The sequence below is a fragment of the Nakamurella sp. genome, from assembly GCF_044224575.1.
GTDB lineage: Bacteria > Actinomycetota > Actinomycetes > Mycobacteriales > Nakamurellaceae > Nakamurella.
The window spans coordinates 419,375-436,916 of record NZ_JBGAKE010000001.1; the positions used below are offsets into that span (position 1 = coordinate 419,375).

Annotated in this window: 19 protein-coding genes and 1 pseudogene; 4 read left to right on the forward strand and 16 right to left on the reverse strand. The window is 69.4% G+C overall.

Annotated elements, in window-relative coordinates; all coding sequences use genetic code 11:
• The first annotated feature begins 528 nt into the window (after positions 1-528).
• Positions 529-1,449 carry a type IV toxin-antitoxin system AbiEi family antitoxin gene (locus ACILSK_RS01970; RefSeq protein ID WP_395725414.1) on the forward strand — a complete coding sequence of 307 codons (921 nt, stop codon included), beginning with the start codon at positions 529-531 and terminating at the stop codon, positions 1,447-1,449.
• 239 nt (positions 1,450-1,688) lie between these two features.
• Here the strand turns inward: ACILSK_RS01970 and rpsQ are convergent, their stop codons facing one another.
• The 11 genes and pseudogenes from rpsQ to rpsJ all read right to left on the reverse strand — a co-directional run bounded on the left by rpsQ (position 1,689) and on the right by rpsJ (position 7,319).
• On the reverse strand, positions 1,689-1,988 hold the full coding sequence (rpsQ, locus tag ACILSK_RS01975) for a 30S ribosomal protein S17 (protein WP_395725490.1): 300 nt from the start codon (positions 1,986-1,988) through the stop codon (positions 1,689-1,691).
• A gap of 115 nt (positions 1,989-2,103) precedes the next feature.
• A complete protein-coding gene (gene rpmC / locus ACILSK_RS01980; RefSeq protein WP_395725491.1) occupies positions 2,104-2,355 on the reverse strand; it encodes a 50S ribosomal protein L29 in 252 nt (83 codons plus the stop codon).
• Positions 2,355-2,774, reverse strand: coding sequence for a 50S ribosomal protein L16 (rplP, locus tag ACILSK_RS01985; protein ID WP_395725415.1), 420 nt, complete (start codon positions 2,772-2,774; stop codon positions 2,355-2,357). The genes rpmC and rplP overlap by 1 nt, the downstream gene beginning before the upstream one ends.
• Before the next feature lie 3 nt (positions 2,775-2,777).
• Positions 2,778-3,614, reverse strand: a complete 837-nt coding sequence (gene rpsC / locus ACILSK_RS01990) for a 30S ribosomal protein S3 (RefSeq protein WP_395725416.1) — start codon at positions 3,612-3,614, stop codon at positions 2,778-2,780.
• Positions 3,614-4,033, reverse strand: coding sequence for a 50S ribosomal protein L22 (gene rplV, locus ACILSK_RS01995; RefSeq protein ID WP_395725417.1), 420 nt, complete (start codon positions 4,031-4,033; stop codon positions 3,614-3,616). The genes rpsC and rplV overlap by 1 nt, the downstream gene beginning before the upstream one ends.
• A gap of 13 nt (positions 4,034-4,046) precedes the next feature.
• Positions 4,047-4,269 (reverse strand): annotated as a pseudogene (locus ACILSK_RS02000) (ribosomal protein S19 family protein).
• Positions 4,270-4,338: 69 nt separating this feature from the next.
• Positions 4,339-5,175: a 50S ribosomal protein L2 gene (gene rplB / locus ACILSK_RS02005; protein WP_395725418.1), complete on the reverse strand. Its 837-nt coding sequence runs from the start codon at positions 5,173-5,175 to the stop codon at positions 4,339-4,341.
• Between the two features lie 20 nt (positions 5,176-5,195).
• Positions 5,196-5,492 (reverse strand): 50S ribosomal protein L23, encoded by a 297-nt coding sequence (gene rplW / locus ACILSK_RS02010; protein ID WP_395725419.1) that lies wholly within the window; start codon positions 5,490-5,492, stop codon positions 5,196-5,198.
• Positions 5,489-6,223 carry a 50S ribosomal protein L4 gene (gene rplD, locus ACILSK_RS02015; protein WP_395725420.1) on the reverse strand — a complete coding sequence of 245 codons (735 nt, stop codon included), beginning with the start codon at positions 6,221-6,223 and terminating at the stop codon, positions 5,489-5,491. Before rplD ends, rplW begins: the two co-directional genes overlap by 4 nt.
• Positions 6,223-6,885 carry a 50S ribosomal protein L3 gene (gene rplC / locus ACILSK_RS02020; protein ID WP_395725492.1) on the reverse strand — a complete coding sequence of 221 codons (663 nt, stop codon included), beginning with the start codon at positions 6,883-6,885 and terminating at the stop codon, positions 6,223-6,225. The genes rplD and rplC overlap by 1 nt, the downstream gene beginning before the upstream one ends.
• A 128-nt stretch (positions 6,886-7,013) precedes the next feature.
• The gene (gene rpsJ, locus ACILSK_RS02025; RefSeq protein WP_015746443.1) at positions 7,014-7,319 is read right to left on the reverse strand and encodes a 30S ribosomal protein S10; all 306 of its coding nucleotides are present in this window, start codon (positions 7,317-7,319) and stop codon (positions 7,014-7,016) included.
• 502 nt (positions 7,320-7,821) lie between these two features.
• Between rpsJ and ACILSK_RS02030 the strand changes: the two genes are divergently transcribed.
• A complete protein-coding gene (locus tag ACILSK_RS02030; protein ID WP_395725421.1) occupies positions 7,822-10,251 on the forward strand; it encodes a helicase-associated domain-containing protein in 2,430 nt (809 codons plus the stop codon).
• Between the two features lie 136 nt (positions 10,252-10,387).
• Positions 10,388-10,921, forward strand: a complete 534-nt coding sequence (locus ACILSK_RS02035) for a hypothetical protein (protein WP_395725422.1) — start codon at positions 10,388-10,390, stop codon at positions 10,919-10,921.
• Between the two features lie 40 nt (positions 10,922-10,961).
• On the opposite strand, the gene ACILSK_RS02040 is transcribed toward ACILSK_RS02035, so the two are convergent.
• Positions 10,962-12,224, reverse strand: a complete 1,263-nt coding sequence (locus tag ACILSK_RS02040) for a DUF808 domain-containing protein (protein ID WP_395725423.1) — start codon at positions 12,222-12,224, stop codon at positions 10,962-10,964.
• A gap of 121 nt (positions 12,225-12,345) precedes the next feature.
• Between ACILSK_RS02040 and ACILSK_RS02045 the strand changes: the two genes are divergently transcribed.
• Positions 12,346-12,756: a hypothetical protein gene (locus tag ACILSK_RS02045; RefSeq protein WP_395725424.1), complete on the forward strand. Its 411-nt coding sequence runs from the start codon at positions 12,346-12,348 to the stop codon at positions 12,754-12,756.
• Here ACILSK_RS02045 and tuf read toward each other — a convergent pair.
• The 4 genes from tuf to rpsL all read right to left on the reverse strand — a co-directional run bounded on the left by tuf (position 12,749) and on the right by rpsL (position 17,443).
• Positions 12,749-13,939 (reverse strand): elongation factor Tu, encoded by a 1,191-nt coding sequence (gene tuf / locus ACILSK_RS02050; protein WP_395725425.1) that lies wholly within the window; start codon positions 13,937-13,939, stop codon positions 12,749-12,751. The two genes, ACILSK_RS02045 and tuf, sit on opposite strands and share 8 nt — an antisense overlap.
• Before the next feature lie 245 nt (positions 13,940-14,184).
• On the reverse strand, positions 14,185-16,251 hold the full coding sequence (gene fusA, locus ACILSK_RS02055; protein WP_395725493.1) for an elongation factor G: 2,067 nt from the start codon (positions 16,249-16,251) through the stop codon (positions 14,185-14,187).
• A 345-nt stretch (positions 16,252-16,596) separates the two neighbouring features.
• Positions 16,597-17,067, reverse strand: coding sequence for a 30S ribosomal protein S7 (gene rpsG / locus ACILSK_RS02060; RefSeq protein WP_395725426.1), 471 nt, complete (start codon positions 17,065-17,067; stop codon positions 16,597-16,599).
• 1 nt (position 17,068) lies between these two features.
• Entirely contained in the window at positions 17,069-17,443 is a 375-nt protein-coding gene (gene rpsL / locus ACILSK_RS02065) for a 30S ribosomal protein S12 (RefSeq protein WP_015746436.1), read from the reverse strand.
• Positions 17,444-17,542: the final 99 nt, after the last annotated feature.

Below are 17,542 nucleotides of genomic sequence, written 5' to 3' on the forward strand. Positions count from 1 at the left end.
GCAAGATTTCCGACCTTGCCAGGCCAGATCGACGCCCACTGAACACGCTTGCGCGGCCCGGCTGACGCCAATGGTCAACAGTACTCGATCTTGCGGCCGGACGCCAATCGGTCCAGGTCAGGGCCCGCAGCGACGAGTTCCGGCGCCGGGCCACCGGGGTCAACCGGCACCCGCGCACCCCGCCGGCCCCCGCCCGCCGGCGGTGACCCGCACCCACTGAACCTGATTGCGCAGCACACCCCCACCCCGCGCAACCCAGGTTCACCGGTTCCCGGCGCCGCCCCAACGAGCAGCGCACACCAGTGGCAGCCCGACGCCACTGAACCCTGATTGCGCAGCACACCCCCACCCCGCGCAACCCAGGTTCACCGGACCCGATGTCACCCCGGCGAGCTCCCCCCAAGAGCGCCCGGCACCCGGCAGCGCCCGGACCTGATGACGGCCTCGGATTTGTCCCCATGTCCGCATTTGATCCACATTCGGGGGATGCCCCTCGCGCGAGGGGTCTTTCGCCGATGAGCTGGGTTCATGGACGGTGCGCTTCTCGCTCTGCACGCGGGCCTGGATGCAGTTCTCCAGCTCCAGGACGGCATCATCCGCCGCGACCAGGCGATGGCAGCGGGCATGTCCGGTTCGACGGTGGCCAGCAACGTCTACCGCATGCGGTGGCTGCGGGTGCTGCCCAGGGTGTACGCCGTCGAGGTGGATCCGGCGACTCCCACGTCCAGGATCCGTGCGACCGCCTTGTGGGCCGGTGACGACGCGGTCGTCACCGGCACCGCCGCGGCCTGGTGGTGGGGCCTCACCGACCGGGCGCCGTCCACGGTGGAGGTTGTCGTTCCGCCGCGTCGGCGGATGTCGACGATCGAGGGGATCGACGTGATCCGGGCCGACCTCAACGACATCGAGGTCGACCGACATCGGCGGCTGCCGGTGACAACTACTGCGGCGACGTGCCTTCACCTGGCCCGCCGGGGCGAACCGGACATGCTGGAAACCGCGCTCCGCAATGGCCTCCGTGCCGGGGATCTCAGGGAGGCTCTCGAAATCGGCCGGGGCCGTCCCGGGCAGATCCTGGCTCGACGCAGTCACGAGCGGGTCCGGGACAACCCTTGGTCCGCCCCGGAAAGCAGTCTGCATCGGCTGTTTCGCGAGGCCGGCATCGTCGGGTGGCGAGCGAATCCGTTGGTGAGTCTGGCCGTGGGCGCGCGATACCCCGACGTGCTGTTCGACGAGGTCATGCTCATCGTCGAGGTCGACGGTCATCGGTATCACCGCACGCCGGCCCAGGCCACAGCCGACCTGGAACGCCAGAACGCTTTCGTGGACGAGTGCTACACCATCCTTCGGTTCACGCCCGCCGACATCGCCGACTCGCCGGACCGCGTGCTGGCGCTGGTGGAGCGCACGATCGACCGCCTCCGCCGAGCACCGGCCGCGGCCGGCTGAACCCGCCTTGCGCAGCACGGGCGCCCGATGCGCAACCCAGGTTCATCGAACCAACCAAGCCCTCGCCGGCGCCACACCGGCCGCGGCCGGCTGAACCCGCCTTGCGCAGCACGGGCGCCCGATGCGCAACCCAGGTTCGCCGCACCCGGGCGCTCCGCCGGGCGCCGCACCGCCCGGGAACGCGAAAGGCCCCACCCGAGCCGAGGCTCGGAGCGGGGCCTTCACGTGAGAGGCGCGAACTACTGCGCCTTCTCCAGGATCTTGACCAGACGCCACCGCTTGGTCGCGGACAGCGGCCGGGTCTCGGCCAGCAGCACGCGATCGCCGATGCCGGCGGTCTCGTTCTCGTCGTGCGCCTTGACCTTGGTGGTCCGGCGGATGACCTTGGAGTACCGCGGGTGCTTCACCCGGTCCTCCAGGGCCACGACGATCGTCTTGTTCATCTTGTCCGAGACGACAAGGCCCTCACGGGTCTTGCGCTCACCGCGCGCCTTGACGGCCGGCGCGGCGTTCTCGGCGGTGGCCGCCTCGGCGGTCACCTCGGTGGATTCCGGCTGCTCGCTCACGCGGCCTCCCCTCGGGTCGCCTCGCAGGCTCGGCCACCCGAAACGGGGAGCCCGCGGCTGTACTCATGATTCACTCGCTGACGCTCGTTCATGCGGCACCTCCTTGCTTGGCCAACTCGTCCGGCCCGACGGACAGGCCGAGCTCGCGCTCGCGCATGACCGTGTAGATCCGGGCGATGTCGTGCTTGACGGTGCGCAGCCGCCGGTTGTTGTCCATCTGCCCGGTGGCCATCTGGAAGCGCAGGTTGAACAGCTCTTCCTTGGCCTCACGGAGCCGCAGGACGAGCTCGTCCTGGCCGAGCTCGCGCAGCTCGGTGGCGGCTGAAGTCTGATCAGCCATCATCCTTCAACCCCTTCCCGGGTCACGATGCGGCACTTCATCGGCAGCTTGTGGATCGCGCGGCGCAGCGCCTCGCGGGCGGTGGCCTCGCTCGGGTAGCTCATCTCGAAGATGATGCGGCCCGGCTTGACGTTGGCGATCCACCATTCCGGCGAACCCTTACCGGAACCCATGCGGGTCTCGGCGGGCTTCTTGGTCAGCGGGCGGTCCGGGTAGATGTTGATCCAGACCTTGCCACCACGGCGGATGTGCCGGTTGATGGCGATACGCGCCGACTCGATCTGCCGGTTGGTGACGTACGCCGGCTCCAGCGCCTGGATGCCGTATTCACCAAAGGTGACCTGGGTCCCGCCCGAAGCCAGCCCGGTCCGGTGCGGCCGGTGCTGCTTGCGGTGCTTGACCTTGCGGGGAATCAACATGACCTATGCCCCTGTGGTCTCGGTGCCGGCGGCACCGGACGGGAGAGCCTCGGGGCTCTCCTCGACCGCGGCGCGACCGGCGTCGGTGGACGTCGGAGTGGTGCCGGACGACCCGGACCGGCGACGCTGCGGGCGCTCGGCCCGCTCGCCGCGACCTTCCCGGGCGCCCCGCTGCTGGGCAGCGGCCTCGGCGGCCCGCTGCTCGGCCAGGGTGCCGACCTTGTCGCCCTTGTAGATCCAGACCTTCACGCCGATGCGACCGAAGGTGGTCTTGGCCTCGAAGAAGCCGTAGTCGATGTCCGCCCGGAGGGTGTGCAGCGGCACGCGTCCCTCGCGGTAGAACTCCGACCGGCTCATCTCGGCGCCGCCCAGACGGCCGGAGCACTGGATCCGGATGCCCTTGACGGCCGGTGAACGCTGCGCCGACTGCATCGACTTACGCATCGCCCGGCGGAAGCTGACCCGGTTGGACAGCTGCTCGGCCACGCCCTGGGCGACCAGCTGCGCATCGGACTCGGGGTTGCGCACCTCGAGGATGTTCAGCTGGACCTGCTTGCCGGTCAGCTTCTCGAGCTGACCGCGGATGCGATCGGCCTCGGCGCCGCGGCGACCGATGACGATGCCCGGACGGGCAGTGTGGATATCCACCCGCACCCGATCCCGGGTCCGCTCGATCTCCACCTTGGAGATGCCGGCCCGCTCCATGCCCTTGCTCATCAGCTTGCGGATCTGCACGTCCTCGGCGACATAGTCGGCGTAGGACTTGTCCGCGTACCACCGCGAGTTCCAGTCGGTGGTGATGCCCAGCCGGAACCCGTGTGGATTGATCTTCTGACCCACTACCGGGTCCTTCCCTTCGCATTCCGGCCGGCCTTGCGGCCGTTGGACTGATCGGCACTCACCGAGACGAGCTCGATGGTGATGTGGCTGGTCCGCTTGCGGATGCGGAACGCCCGGCCCTGCGCCCGCGGTTGGAACCGCTTGAGCGTCGGACCCTCGTTCACGACGACCCGATCCACGATCAGCGATTCCGGGTCCAGCCCCTGGTTGTTCTCCGCGTTGGCGACGGCGGAGGCCAGCAGCTTGGCCACCGGCTCGCTCGCCGCCTGCGGGGCGAACTTCAGGATGGACGCCGCGTCGACCGCCGAGCGGCCGCGGATCAGGTTGACCACGCGGCGGGCCTTCATCGGCGTCAGCCGCGCGTACCGGAGCGTGGCCTGGCTGCGCGGCAGCTCCGCCACCTCGTTGCTCTCACTCATGTTTCGACTTCTCCTAACCGCGCCGGGCCCGGCGGTCGTCCTTCACGTGACCCTTGAAGGTCCGCGTCGGAGCGAATTCGCCCAGCTTGTGGCCGACCATCGACTCGGTGACGAACACCGGGACGTGCTTGCGACCAGGTCTTGATCACGGCCTTGGAGTTCTTGTCGTTCGCCGTATCCACCTTCTTGAGCAGGTGGTCGTCGACGAACGGGCCCTTCTTGAGACTGCGGGGCATCCCGTCCCTACCTTCCTGCTCCGTACTCGATGGATTGTTGGGTCTGTGGCTTCACTGCTGACGTCATGCTCACCGCTTCTTGCCCTTGCGCCGGCGACGCACGATGAGCTTGTCGCTTTCCTTGTTCGGCCGGCGGGTGCGGCCCTCCGGCTTGCCCTTCGGGTTCACCGGGTGACGCCCACCGGAGGTCTTGCCCTCACCACCGCCGTGCGGGTGGTCGACCGGGTTCATGGCCACGCCACGCACGTGCGGACGCTTGCCCTTCCAGCGCATGCGGCCGGCCTTGCCCCAGTTGATGTTGGCCTGCTCGGCGTTGCCGACCTCACCGACCGTGGCGCGGCAGCGCACGTCGACGTTGCGGATCTCACCGGACGGCATACGCAGCTGAGCGTAGGGACCGTCCTTGGCGACCAGCTGCACCTTGGCGCCGGCCGACCGGGCGATCTTGGCGCCGCCGCCGGGCCGCAGCTCGATCGCGTGCACCACGGTGCCGACCGGGATGTTGCGCAGCGGCAGGTTGTTGCCCGGCTTGATGTCGGCACCCGGGCCGGTCTCGACCGTGTCGCCCTGGCTCAACCGGTTCGGCGCGATGATGTAGCGCTTGTCGCCGTCGGCGAAGTGCAGCAGGGCGATGCGCGCGGTGCGGTTCGGGTCGTACTCGATGTGCGCGACCTTGGCCGGCACACCGTCCTTCTCCGCCCGCCGGAAGTCGATCAGCCGGTAGGCCCGCTTGTGCCCGCCGCCCTGGTGCCGGGCGGTGACCCGACCGTGCACGTTCCGGCCGCCCTTGGAGTGCAGCGGACGGATGAGCGACTTCTCCGGGGTGTCCCGGGTGACTTCACTGAAGTCGGCGACCGAGGCGCCACGACGACCCGGGGTCGTCGGCTTGTACTTACGGATACCCATTGGTTCTGTAGTCCCTTACCTCAGGCGCCGCTGAAGACGTCGATCGGCTTGCTGTCGCCGGACAGCGTGACGATGGCCCGCTTGGTGGCCTTGCGCTGGCCGTAGCCGGTGCGGGTGCGCTTGCGCTTGCCCTGCCGGTTGATCGTGTTCACCGAGACGACCTTGACGCCGTCGAAGATCTTCTCGATGGCGATCTTGATCTGCGTCTTGTTGGCGTCGGTCCGCACCTCGAAGGTGTAGGCGCCGGACTCCAGCAGGCCGTAGCTCTTCTCGGAGACGATCGGCCGAATGATGATGTCGCGAGGATCGGGGATCACTTCTCCTCCTCCTGTTCCACATCAACGGCCACGGGGGTGGCCTCGACGGCGTCATCGTCGTCGGCCGCGTGGCGGCCGGTGCTGGCCGGGGCGGCCTGCAGGCTGTGCCCGGCCGCGGACAGGAACTCGTCCAGCGCGGCCTTGGTGAACACCACGTCGTCGCTGTCGAGCACGTCGTAGGTGTTGAGCTGGCCGGCCCACAGCAGGTGCACCGACGGCACGTTGCGCAGGCTCTTCCAGCCGGTCTCGTCACCGAACTGCAGCACCACCAGGATCTTCCGGGCGGTGGAGACGCCGTTCAGCGCGGCGAGCGCCTTCTTGGTCGACGGGGTGCCGTCGACCGCGAGGGACTCCAGCACGTGCACGTTGCCACCGCGGGCCCGATCCGAAAGCGCACCGCGCAGCGCGGCGGCCTTCATCTTCTTCGGGGTCCGCTGGGTGTAGTCGCGGGGAACGGGACCGTGCACGACGCCGCCGCCGGTGAACTGCGGCGCGCGGGTCGAGCCCTGACGGGCGCGGCCGGTGCCCTTCTGGCGGTACGGCTTCTTGCCGCCGCCGGACACCTCGCCGCGGGTCTTGGCCTTGTGCGTGCCCTGGCGGGCGGCGGCCAGCTGGGCCACCACGACCTGGTGCATCAGCGGAACGTTGGCCTGGACGTCGAAGACCGCGGCGGGCAGCTCGACGACCTCACCCGCCTCGCCGGCCGGTCCGGTGATCTGGACGGTGGTCATCAGGCATCCACCTTGCTCTGGTTCTTGACGGCGGACTTGATCATCACGAGGCCACCCCGGGGACCCGGCACGGCGCCGTGGATCAGGACCAGGCCCTTGTCGGCGTCGATCGCATGCACCGTGAGGTTCTGCACGGTGACCTTCTCGTTGCCCATCCGGCCGGCCATGCGCAGGCCCTTGAAGACCCGGCCGGGGGTGGAGCAGCCGCCGATGGAACCCGGCGAGCGGTGCTTGCGCTGCACGCCGTGGCCGGCGCCCAGGCCGGCGAAGCCGTGCCGCTTCATGACGCCCGCGGTGCCCTTGCCCCGGCTGGTGCCGGTGACGTCGACCACCGCGCCGGCGGCGAACACCTCGGCGGCGGTGAGCTCCTGGCCCACGCTGTACCCCGAGACGTCCTCGGTGCGCAGCTCGACCAGATGCCGGCGCGGCGTCACGCCGGCCTTGACGAACTGGCCGGCAGCCGGCTTGGTCACCTTGCGCGGGTCGATGGCGCCGAACGCGAACTGAACCGCGCTGTAGCCGTCGGTCTCCGGGGTGCGCACGGCGGTGACCACGACCGGACCGGCCGCGACGACGGTGACCGGAACCACGCGGTTGGCCTCGTCGAAGACCTGGGTCATCCCGAGCTTGTGGCCCAGGATTCCCTTGATCGCTTCTGCCATGTTGGTACTACCCATCTCCTGTGCTGTGCCATGCGCCCCTTGCGGGGCGGTGGACGTGAACTTTTTCGGGAATGTGCCGCGTCGCGGGCTCGTCAGCTCGCCCGACTACTGACGGTCGCGCCGATCCCCTACTGGATGTTGACGTCCACGGACGCCGGCAGGTCGATGCGCATGAGTGCGTCGACGGTCTTCGGCGTCGGGTCGAGGATGTCGATCAGCCGCTTGTGCGTCCGCATCTCGAAGTGCTCACGCGAGTCCTTGTACTTGTGCGGGGAACGCACCACGCAGTACACGTTCTTCTCGGTGGGCAGCGGCACCGGGCCGACCACCCGAGCCCCCGTACGGGTCACCGTCTCGACGATCTTGCGTGCCGACGCATCGATCGCCTCATGGTCGTAGGCCTTGAGCCGGATGCGGATCTTCTGTCCCGCCACGCTTGCCGTCCCTCTCGTTCGGCGCGAACTGCTGTTCGCGCTGTACATCAACTCGCGGCGGAGGATCCGCCGTGCTCACCGGTGCTCACGCACCGCCTGTGCGGTTCCCCGCTCGCCCGCACCCGGCCGAGGCCGGGGCGCGCGAGAAGATCCGCGCACTCGTTCGGGCGAACCGGAGTCCGCCGCCGCTGTTCAGTCTGTCCGGGTCCACCGGTCCACGCGGTCGGGCGTGTCGCCCGCGCGGGTCATGCGTCGCCGATATCGACGAACACCTGGACCGGCCGCACTCGGTGGAGTGCGAGACATGCTTGTTCAGTGTTTCGGTACTACCCGCCCTGATCGAGACCGCACGAAGACGACGACCCGCCTCAGGGCAACCGGAACAGTATGCCGCAGAGCCGGGGGCGACTTCAAGTCGGGGTGATCTTGGCGCCGGCGCGGCAGGTGTGCGACCCCCGACGCGGCGGTCCGGACCCGGGTCGGAGCGCGGTTGAATGGCCGGATGAGCGAACCCGGGACGCTGCTCGATTTTCTGACCTCCCGCTCCCCGGAGCAACTGGCCGCCATCCTGCGGCACCGCACGGACGTCACCTGGGGTGCGCCGATCGCCGGCCTGGACGACCTGGCCGAGCGGCTGACCGGCCCGATGTCACTGACCAGGGCCCTGCAGTCGGTGCCCGAGCCCTGCCTTGCGCTGTGCCACGCGATTGTCGCCCTCGGGCCGAGCACCACGATGCGCGCGCTGACGGCGTTGCTGCCCGACTCGGACGAACCCGCGGAGCGCGACGCCGTCGTCCTGGCGTACCTGAATCGGTTGCAGGACCTGGCCGTCATCTGGTTCGACGACGACCTGGTGCGGCACGATCCCGCGCTGACCGAGCTGATCCCGCGGCCGATGGGACTCGGCCTGGGCGTCTCGCTGTGGCTCGAGCGGCTCAGCCGGGCCGACGTCACCGGCATGGCCGCCGCCTGCGGGCTGCGCACCTCCGGCAGCGCCGCGGAGATCAGGGCGCGGCTGGTCGCGTTGTTCACCGACCCGGAGCGGCTCGGCGCCCTGCTGGCCGACGCCCCCGCCGACGCGCGAGCGCACCTGGAGCAATTGGCCCAGGCCCAGGCCGGCATCGGACCGATGCCGTCGCGGGGCCGGGCCCAGCTGGAGGGCGAGAACTGGGCCCGTCGCCGAGGCCTGCTGATCGGCGGCGACTACCTCATGCCGGAGGTGCCGTGCGAGGTGGTCCTGGCGATCATGGGCCCGCGCACCCGGGTGGCGTTCGCCGCCCACCCGCCGACGTACGACGCCCATGCCGTCGCACCCACGGCCATCGAGCGCGGCGCGGCCGCCGCCGCCGCGGAGGCCACCCAGTCCGTCGCCGCCCTCGTCGATCGGCTCGGCCGCACCCCCGCGACCGCGCTGAAGGCGGGCGGCGTCGGCACCCGCGAGCTGGTCAAGATCGGCAAGGCCCTGGGCGTCGCCGAGTCGCAGGTGCGGTTCGACCTGGAGATCCTGCGTGACCTCGGGTCGCTGGCCGGCATCGGCGGCACCGGCACACTGGGTCTGTCACCCGCCGCCGGCGCCTGGCGGGCCACCGAGCCCGCGCAGCGGTACGCCGACCTGGTCGCCGTCTGGTGGACGTTGCCAATCCACCCGAGCCTCGACCGGGACGACGACGGCAAGGTGATCCCCGCCGCCGGGCGACGCATGGCCTACCTGTCGGTCGAGCCGGCGCGGGGCATGTTCCTGTCCCAGATCGACGAGATGGGTGCCGACCGGGCGCCGGGCTCCCCGGCGGAGGTGGCCGGCCAGCTGGCCTGGCACCGCCCGGCGAGCCGCCCGGACGATCTCTCCGCCGCCGCGGTGTGGCGGGAGGCCCACGCCATCGGCGTGCTGGTCGACGGGACGCTCAGCCCGGTGGGTCGCTGCCTGCTCGATGGCGACGCCGACGAGCTCGTGGCGGTGGCGGGGCGCCTGCTGCCCGCGGCCGCGTCGTCCGGCCGGTTCGGTTCGGACCTGACGGTGCTGGTGGCCGGGTCCCCGTCGGCCGCGGTGAGCGCGTTGCTGGATGCGTGCGCCGACCGCGAGGGCCGCGGCGCGGCGGTGGTCTGGCGCTTCTCCCCCGCCAGCGTCCGGCGGGCGTTCGACGAGGGGTGGACGGCCGAGCGGCTGACCTCGGCCCTGCGCGGGCTGCTCGACCCGGCGGCCGATGCCGACCTGCCCCAGACCCTGACCTACCTGATCGGCGATGTGGCCCGCCGGCACGGCCACCTGGTGGTCCTGCCGGCCGCCAGCTGCGTGCGGTCGGCCGACCCGGCGCTGCTGCGCGAGGTCGTCGCGGACCGGCGCGTGCGCCAGCTGCAGCCGCATCTGGTGACCGCCGAGGTCGCGGTCTTCCAAGCGGAGCCGGCCGAGGTGGTCCAGGCACTTCGCGCGGCCGGCTACCTGCCGGTGCCCGCCGACGAGCACGGGGTGGTGGACCTGCGCCGGCCCACCACCAAGCACCGGCGGGCCGACGTCGGCGGCGCGACCGAGCGCCCGCTCGATCGGCTGGTGCCGACGCGATCCGGGCGCGGCGGCGCACCCGACCACCCCGATCAGGCCCCCGACGACGCCGTGGCATTGGCGCAACGGTTGCTCCGCGTCGCCGGCGCCGTGGACCAGGCGGGACCCCACACCGAGGCCGAGGAATACGTCGACCTGTTCGCGCCCCATTTGAGCCCGCTGGAGCGGCGTCAACTTGCGTTCGCCATCGACCGGCAGCTACCGGTGGTGATCACCTACCAGACCGCAACGGGCGGCGTCAGCCGCCGGATGATCTCCGAGCTCGAACTGGTCGGCGACCAGCTTTACGCCTGGTGCCACCTGCGGGACGACCAACGCGAGTTCAACGTCGGGCGGATCCGCGACGTCCAGCCGGCCCGCGAAGGACAAATTTGATTGTCGTTGACAACGAATATTGTCGGGTGCGACAGTGGAGTGACGCCCGTCCGAGACTTCCGATCGATCGCCGTCGGATCGAGAATCGAGACTCCATCATGGCTGTCGTCGACGTCGCCGCCCGCCCGGTCGACCGGTGAACCTCGCCGAGGTCAGGGTCGTCGCCCACCTGACGACGATGCCGATCAACCTGCTGCTGATCGCCTGGGTGGGCGTCGGCCGGACCGCCCTGCTGCCCGCCGACGGCACCGCCGGAGTTCCGCTCACGCTGAAGGTCGTCGCGCCGGCGCTGCTCCTGCTGCTCGGGGTCACCTCGGCGGTGGCGATCCGGCAGCGCCGGGGCGACGAGGGGTGCCTCACTCCGGGCCAGTTCGGGTCGCTGGTCGGATGTTGGCTGGCCCTGGCCGGGTTCGGGTTCTTTCTGGTGGACACCGGCCTGGATCCCGCTTGGACGGCATCGCCGTTCACCCAGTTCACCGGCGGGCAGTTCGTCGCGCTCTCGGACGCATTGACCCTCGCCTGCCTGTACGGCTTCGTCGCGGCCTACATCGCCCTGCTCAGCCTGCTGATCCGGGGGCTGGCCGGTGCCCGCGGACGCACGCCCACCCGCTCGTGGACATCGGCGCCGACCGAACTGCCCGCGACGGCCGACACACCCCGGCGACGCTGACCACCCGTCGATCCCGGGCCGGTCGGCCGCCCGGCCCGACCTACTGCGCGGGGGGCCCGTCCGCCTTCCCTGACTCCCCCCGAACCGAACCCGCGCCTCCGGACGCCCCCTCGGCCGATGCCCGACCGGGGCCGGCCGGCCCGGACCCCGCGGTGCCCGGCTCCGGTGCCTCGGCACTGCTCCCGGCCACCTCGATGCCGGCCGCGTCACCCGCCGGTGCCGGCCCGGCAGCACCATCCGCACCGTCCGCGACAGCGGTGCCGGCCGTGCCACCCGCGACAGCCGCGTTCGCGCCGTCCGCGACAACTGCGCCGGCGGCACCGTCCGGAGCGTGCGCGATGTGCTTGCGCCCGAACGGCAGCACATGCAGCACCGCAACCACGATCGCGCCGACGATCAAGCCCAACACCGCGGAGAAGAAGGTGTTGGTGATCCAGCCCAAGGTCGCGCCGAAACCACCGGTGGCGTCGTGCACGGCCGTCTCCAGGTGGTGCACCCAGCCGTAGATCAGATGGAAGCCCAGCTCGTCCATGCCGACCAGCAGGATGTGCCCGCCGACCCAGAGCATCGCGACGACGCCGACCCAGGCCAGCACGCTCAGCACGATCGGCATGGCCTTGACCAGTCCTCGGCCGAACCCGGCCACCGCCTTGCCCGGCCGTTGGGCCAGGGCCAGCCCGGCGTCGTCCATCTTGACGATCAGCCCGACCACGCCGTAGACGAGCGCCGTGATCAGCACCGCGACGATGGCCAGGATGATGGCCCGGGCGACCAGGCCCTCGTCGGCGACCTCGTCCAGCGCGATGACCATGATCTCCGCGGACAGGATGAAGTCGGTGCGAGTGGCGGACGCGACGACCTTCTTCTCATGCTCGGCCGGGTCGATCGCCGGGCCGTCCGCATCCTCGTGCTCCTCCGGCGCGTGCCCGGAGAACTTCTCCCAGAGCTTTTCGGCCCCCTCGTAGCAGAGGTAGGTACCGCCGACCATCAGGATCGGGGTCAGCAGGAACGGCGCGAACTGGGACAGCAGCAGAGCGACCGGCAGGATGATCAGCAGCTTGTTGCGCAGGGACCCCTTGGCGATCCGCCAGATGATCGACAGCTCCCGCTCGGGCTTGAGGCCCTGCACGTACCGCGGGGTGACCGCGGTGTCGTCGACGACCACCCCGGCGGCCTTCACGCTGGCCCGGCCGGTCGCACCGGCGATGTCGTCCAAGGACGACGCCGTCAGCTTGACCATCGCGGCGACGTCATCGAACAGGGCGAACAGTCCGCTCACGCCACCGGTCCCATCGGTGCGCACGCCGGCTCCGCGCTCCCGCGGGGAGCGATGCCGTCGCATCCATGATTGGCTCGTTCGCGCTCACTCATGTCGCCGATCATCTCAGGCATCGTCGGCACTCACGCCCGTGAGGGGTGCTCGAATGGCGATCATTCCCGACCAGCTGCGTCCCGCCCTCGACGATCCGGTCGCCGGACGCCGCCCGGAGCTCCTGACCTGGGTGCGCGCCTACGGAACCGACGGCGCGGTCCTGGCCCGGCAAGCCGAGGACATCTGGACCCTTCGGGACAGCTCGGCGCTGAACTGCCAGGACCGCTCGGTGGCGGTCGTCCTCCCGTTGTGGACCACGAGTGAATCGCCCGGCGATCTGTCGGCCGAGTGCACCGTTCAATCCCGATGGACGCGCCGTGATCGACGACGTGCACATGCTGAGAAGCGGCCGGACACCCCCCGGGACACCCAGGGCGGCCCGACGGCAAAGGCCCCGCCGCGCGAACGCGGCGGGGCCTTGCCGGGAGTGCGACCGGGTCAGACCCGGCCCGGACTCACTTGACGATCTTGGTCACCGAACCGGCGCCGACGGTGCGGCCACCCTCGCGGATGGCGAACCGCAGGCCCTCCTCGATGGCGATCGGCTGGATCAGCTGAACGGTCATCTCGGTGGTGTCGCCCGGCATGACCATCTCGGTGCCCTCGGGGAGGTTCACCACACCGGTCACGTCGGTGGTCCGGAAGAAGAACTGCGGGCGGTAGTTGTTGAAGAACGGCGTGTGCCGTCCGCCCTCGTCCTTGCCCAGGATGTACACCTGCGCCTCGAACTCGGTGTGCGGGGTGATCGAACCCGGCTTGACGACGACCTGGCCGCGCTCCACCTCCTCGCGCTTGGTGCCACGCAGCAACAGACCGACGTTGTCACCGGCCTGGCCGGAGTCGAGCAGCTTGCGGAACATCTCGACGCCGGTGATGGTGGTGGTGAACGACTTCGGCTTGATGCCGACGATCTCCATCGTCTCGTTCACGTGCACCTGGCCACGCTCGACCTTGCCGGTCACCACGGTGCCACGACCGGTGATCGTGAAGACGTCCTCGATCGGCATCAGGAACGGCTTCTCGATGTCGCGGACCGGGTCCGGGATCGACTCGTCGACCGCAGCCATGAGCTCCTCGACGGTGGCGACCCACTTCGGGTCCCCCTCGAGGGCCTTCAGGCCGGAGGTCCGGACGACCGGCGCGTCCTCGTCGAAGTCCTGCGCCGCGAGCAGCTCGCGGACCTCGAGCTCGACGAGCTCCAGGATCTCCTCGTCGTCGACCATGTCGGCCTTGTTCAGGGCGACCAGGATGTACGGCACACCGACCTGCTTGGCCAGCAGCACGTGCTCCTTGGTCTGCGGCATCGGGCCATCGGTGGCCGCGACCACCAGGATCGCGCCGTCCATCTGGGCCGCACCGGTGATCATGTTCTTGATGTAGTCGGCGTGACCGGGGGCATCCACGTGGGCGTAGTGCCGCTTCTCGGTCTGGTACTCGACGTGCGCGATGTTGATGGTGATACCGCGCTGACGCTCCTCGGGAGCCTTGTCGATCTGATCGAAGGCGGAGACCTCGTTCAGGGTCGGGTACTTGTCGTGCAGCACCTTGGTGATCGCCGCGGTCAGCGTCGTCTTGCCATGGTCAACGTGACCGATGGTGCCGATGTTGACGTGCGGCTTGCTCCGGTCGAACTTCGCCTTCGCCACTGCTGTCCTCCTCAGGACTGTTCGTTGCGCCTTGTCACTCTGTGCCGGTTGGACAGTCGAGCTTGTGAGGCGGTGTGGGTGGATCTGGACCGAACCCTTACTGGCCCGGACCCGTGATGCCGGTGCCCGGTTGGGCGCCGACATCCCGACTGTGCAGGGTACGGATGGCCACGCAGTCGTTGCTACCGGGGCCAATCCGTATCCCCTGATCTATTGAATTGTCGTGACGCCGGACGGCGCCGGGATCACTCTCCGGTCGCCTTCGCGATGATTTCCTTCGCCACGTTGGCCGGAACCTCGGAGTAACGGTCGAACACCATCGAGTACGAGGCGCGACCCTGCGTCCGCGAGCGGAGGTCGCCGACGTAGCCGAACATCTCCGACAGCGGCACCAGCGCGGTGACCACCCGGGCGCCGGAACGCTCGTCCATCGACTGGATCTGGCCACGCCGGGAGTTCAGGTCGCCGATGACGTCACCCATGTTGTCCTCGGGGGTGACCACCTCGACGCTCATCAGCGGCTCCAGCAGCACCGGCTTGGCCATCCGTGCGGCCTCCTTGGTGGCGATGGACCCGGCGATCTTGAACGCCATTTCCGAGGAGTCGACCTCGTGGTAGGCGCCGTCGACCAGGGTGATCTTCACCCCGAGCATCGGGTAGCCGGCCAGCACGCCGTACTGCAGCGCGTCCTGGGCGCCGGCGTCGACCGACGGGATGTACTCCTTCGGGATACGCCCACCGGTCACCGCGTTGACGAACTCGTAGGTCGCGCCTGCTGTTTCGCTACCAGAGGCTTCCAGGTCCAACGGCTCCATGGTGATCAGGATCTTGGCGTACTGCCCGGAGCCACCGGTCTGCTTCTTGTGGACGTAGCTGTACTTCTCCACGGTGCCGCGGATCGTCTCCCGGTACGCCACCTGCGGCTTACCGATGTTGGCCTCGACCTTGAACTCGCGCCGCATCCGGTCGACCAGGATGTCCAGGTGGAGCTCGCCCATGCCGGAGATGACCGTCTGGCCGGTCTCCTCGTCGTTCTTGACCTTGAACGTGGGGTCTTCCTCGGCCAGCTTCTGGATCGCCGTGCCGAGCTTCTCCTGGTCGCTCTTGGTCTTGGGCTCGATGGCCACCGAGATCACCGGATCCGGGAAGGTCATCGACTCGAGGACGATCTGGTGCTGCGGGTCCGCCAGGGTGTCCCCCGTGGTGGTCTGCTTGAGCCCCATCACCGCGCAGATGTCGCCGGCGTGCACGCTCGCCAGCTCCTCACGCTTGTTCGCGTGCATCTGGTAGATCTTGCCGATCCGCTCCTTGCGGTCCTTGGTCGCGTTGACGACCTGGCTGCCCGAATTCAGGGTGCCCGAGTAGACGCGGACGAAGGTCAGCTTGCCCAGGTGCGGGTCGGTGGCAACCTTGAAGGCCAGGCCGGCGAACTCGGCGTCCGGGTCGGGCTGGCGCTCGGCCGGGGTGACCCCGTCCGGCAACGTGCCCTCGATCGCCCCGACGTCCAGCGGCGACGGCAGGTAGTTCACCACCGCGTCGAGCATCGGTTGGACGCCCTTGTTCTTGAACGCCGAACCGGTGACGACCGGGTTGATCTTGCCCGCGATGGTCGCGCGACGAATCGCCGCGTTCAGCACGTCCAGCGGCACCTCTTCGCCGCCCAGGTACAGCTCCATGACCTCGTCGTCGTTCTCGGCGACGGTCTCGATGAGCTTTTCCCGGTACTCGTCGGCCTGGGCCCGGAGGTCGGCCGGAATCTCCTCAACGGCGTAGTCCTCACCCTTGACGGTCTCGCCGCGCCAGGTCAGCGCCCGCATCTGCAGCAGGTCGACGACACCGATGAAGTCACCCTCGGCGCCGATCGGGAGCTGCAGCACGGCGGGCGTCGCACCCAGCCGCTCGACCATCATGTCGACGCACCGGAAGAAGTTCGCCCCCGTGCGGTCGAGCTTGTTGACGAAGCACATCCGCGGGACCTTGTACTTCTCGGCCTGCCGCCAGACCTGCTCGGTCTGCGGCTCGACCCCGGCCACCCCGTCGTACACCGCGACGGCACCGTCCAGCACCCGCAGCGACCGCTCGACCTCGACCGTGAAGTCGACGTGGCCGGGCGTGTCAATGATGTTGATCTTGTGGCCCTTCCACGACGTGGTGGTGGCCGCGGAGGTGATGGTGATGCCCCGCTCCTGCTCCTGCTCCATCCAGTCCATGACCGCGGCGCCCTCGTGGACCTCGCCGATCTTGTACGTGATGCCGGTGTAGAAGAGGATGCGCTCGGTAGTGGTGGTCTTGCCCGCGTCGATGTGGGCCATGATCCCGATGTTGCGGACCTTGTCCAAAGGGCTGCTGGCCACGGTGGTTCCCTGCCTCGTCTCGAGTGTGTTTCGTGAAGTGAGTCTGCTCGTCAGATCGTGCCCGACGGCGCCCGCCCGCGCTTGATGCGGAACATGGGAACAGCGCCGGGCGGGGCCTGCCTATTCCCGCCGGCGCTGTTCCGATGACGACCAGCGACGGTTCGGAATTCCGCCGGCCGACTTCGTCGTGCCCGGCACTCGTCCCTCGCGCCCGGCACGACTACGTCACCAGCGACGGTTCGGAATTCCGCCGGCCGACTTCGTCGTGCCCGGCACTCGTCCCTCGCGCCCGGCACGACTACGTCACCAGCGGTAATGCGCGAAGGCCTTGTTCGACTCGGCCATCTTGTGCGTGTCCTCGCGGCGCTTGACCGAGGCACCGAGCCCGTTCGACGCGTCCAGCAGCTCGTTCATCAGCCGCTCGGTCATCGTCTTCTCGCGGCGGGCCTTGGAGTAGCCGACCAGCCAGCGCAGCGCCAGCGTGGTGGACCGGGCCGGCTTGACCTCGATCGGCACCTGGTAGGTGGCGCCACCGACGCGGCGGCTCTTGACCTCCAGAGCCGGGCGGACGTTGTCCAGTGCGCGCTTGAGAATGACGACCGGGTCGCTGCCGGTCTTCTCGCGGGCACCTTCCATCGCGCCGTAGACGATCGACTGCGCGATCGAGCGCTTGCCGTCGAGCAGCACCTTGTTCACCAGTTGGGTGACCAGCGGGGAGTTGTAGACCGGATCGGCGACCAGCGGCCGACGCGGAGCGGGTCCCTTGCGGGGCATGTCAGCTCTTCTCCTTCTTCGCGCCGTAACGGCTACGGGCCTGCTTACGGTTCTTGACGCCCTGGGTATCCAGCGCGCCACGCACGATCTTGTAACGAACGCCCGGCAGATCCTTGACCCGGCCACCACGGACCAACACGATCGAGTGTTCCTGCAGGTTGTGGCCCTCACCCGGGATGTAGGCGGTGACCTCGACCAGGCTGGTCAGCTTCACCCGGGCCACCTTGCGCAGCGCCGAGTTCGGCTTCTTCGGGGTGGTGGTGTAGACGCGGGTGCACACGCCGCGCCGCTGGGGGCTGCCCTTGAGGGCGGGAGTCTTGGTCTTACCGATCTTGTCGGTACGGCCCTTGCGGACCAACTGCTGGATCGTGGGCATGCGCTGCTGACTTCTTCCTTCGCGACGAGGCCGTGCTGCGGCCAATCTGAGGTGACTGCGAGTGCCATCGAGCGCTGATCCCGACCGGCCGGATCGAGG

Excerpts from the sequence above, each read along its gene's own strand:
- ACILSK_RS01970 (WP_395725414.1), top strand. The coding sequence starts at position 529 with ATGGACGGTGCGCTTCTCGCTCTGCACGCGGGCCTGGATGCAGTTCTC.
- rpmC (WP_395725491.1), bottom strand. The coding sequence starts at position 2,355 with ATGGCTGATCAGACTTCAGCCGCCACCGAGCTGCGCGAGCTCGGCCAG.
- rplP (WP_395725415.1), bottom strand. The coding sequence starts at position 2,774 with ATGTTGATTCCCCGCAAGGTCAAGCACCGCAAGCAGCACCGGCCGCAC.
- rplV (WP_395725417.1), bottom strand. The coding sequence starts at position 4,033 with ATGAGTGAGAGCAACGAGGTGGCGGAGCTGCCGCGCAGCCAGGCCACG.
- rplB (WP_395725418.1), bottom strand. The coding sequence starts at position 5,175 with ATGGGTATCCGTAAGTACAAGCCGACGACCCCGGGTCGTCGTGGCGCC.
- rplD (WP_395725420.1), bottom strand. The coding sequence starts at position 6,223 with ATGACCACCGTCCAGATCACCGGACCGGCCGGCGAGGCGGGTGAGGTC.
- rplC (WP_395725492.1), bottom strand. The coding sequence starts at position 6,885 with ATGGCAGAAGCGATCAAGGGAATCCTGGGCCACAAGCTCGGGATGACC.
- ACILSK_RS02030 (WP_395725421.1), top strand. The coding sequence starts at position 7,822 with ATGAGCGAACCCGGGACGCTGCTCGATTTTCTGACCTCCCGCTCCCCG.
- ACILSK_RS02045 (WP_395725424.1), top strand. The coding sequence starts at position 12,346 with ATGGCGATCATTCCCGACCAGCTGCGTCCCGCCCTCGACGATCCGGTC.
- fusA (WP_395725493.1), bottom strand. The coding sequence starts at position 16,251 with ATGGCCCACATCGACGCGGGCAAGACCACCACTACCGAGCGCATCCTC.
- rpsG (WP_395725426.1), bottom strand. The coding sequence starts at position 17,067 with ATGCCCCGCAAGGGACCCGCTCCGCGTCGGCCGCTGGTCGCCGATCCG.
- rpsL (WP_015746436.1), bottom strand. The coding sequence starts at position 17,443 with ATGCCCACGATCCAGCAGTTGGTCCGCAAGGGCCGTACCGACAAGATC.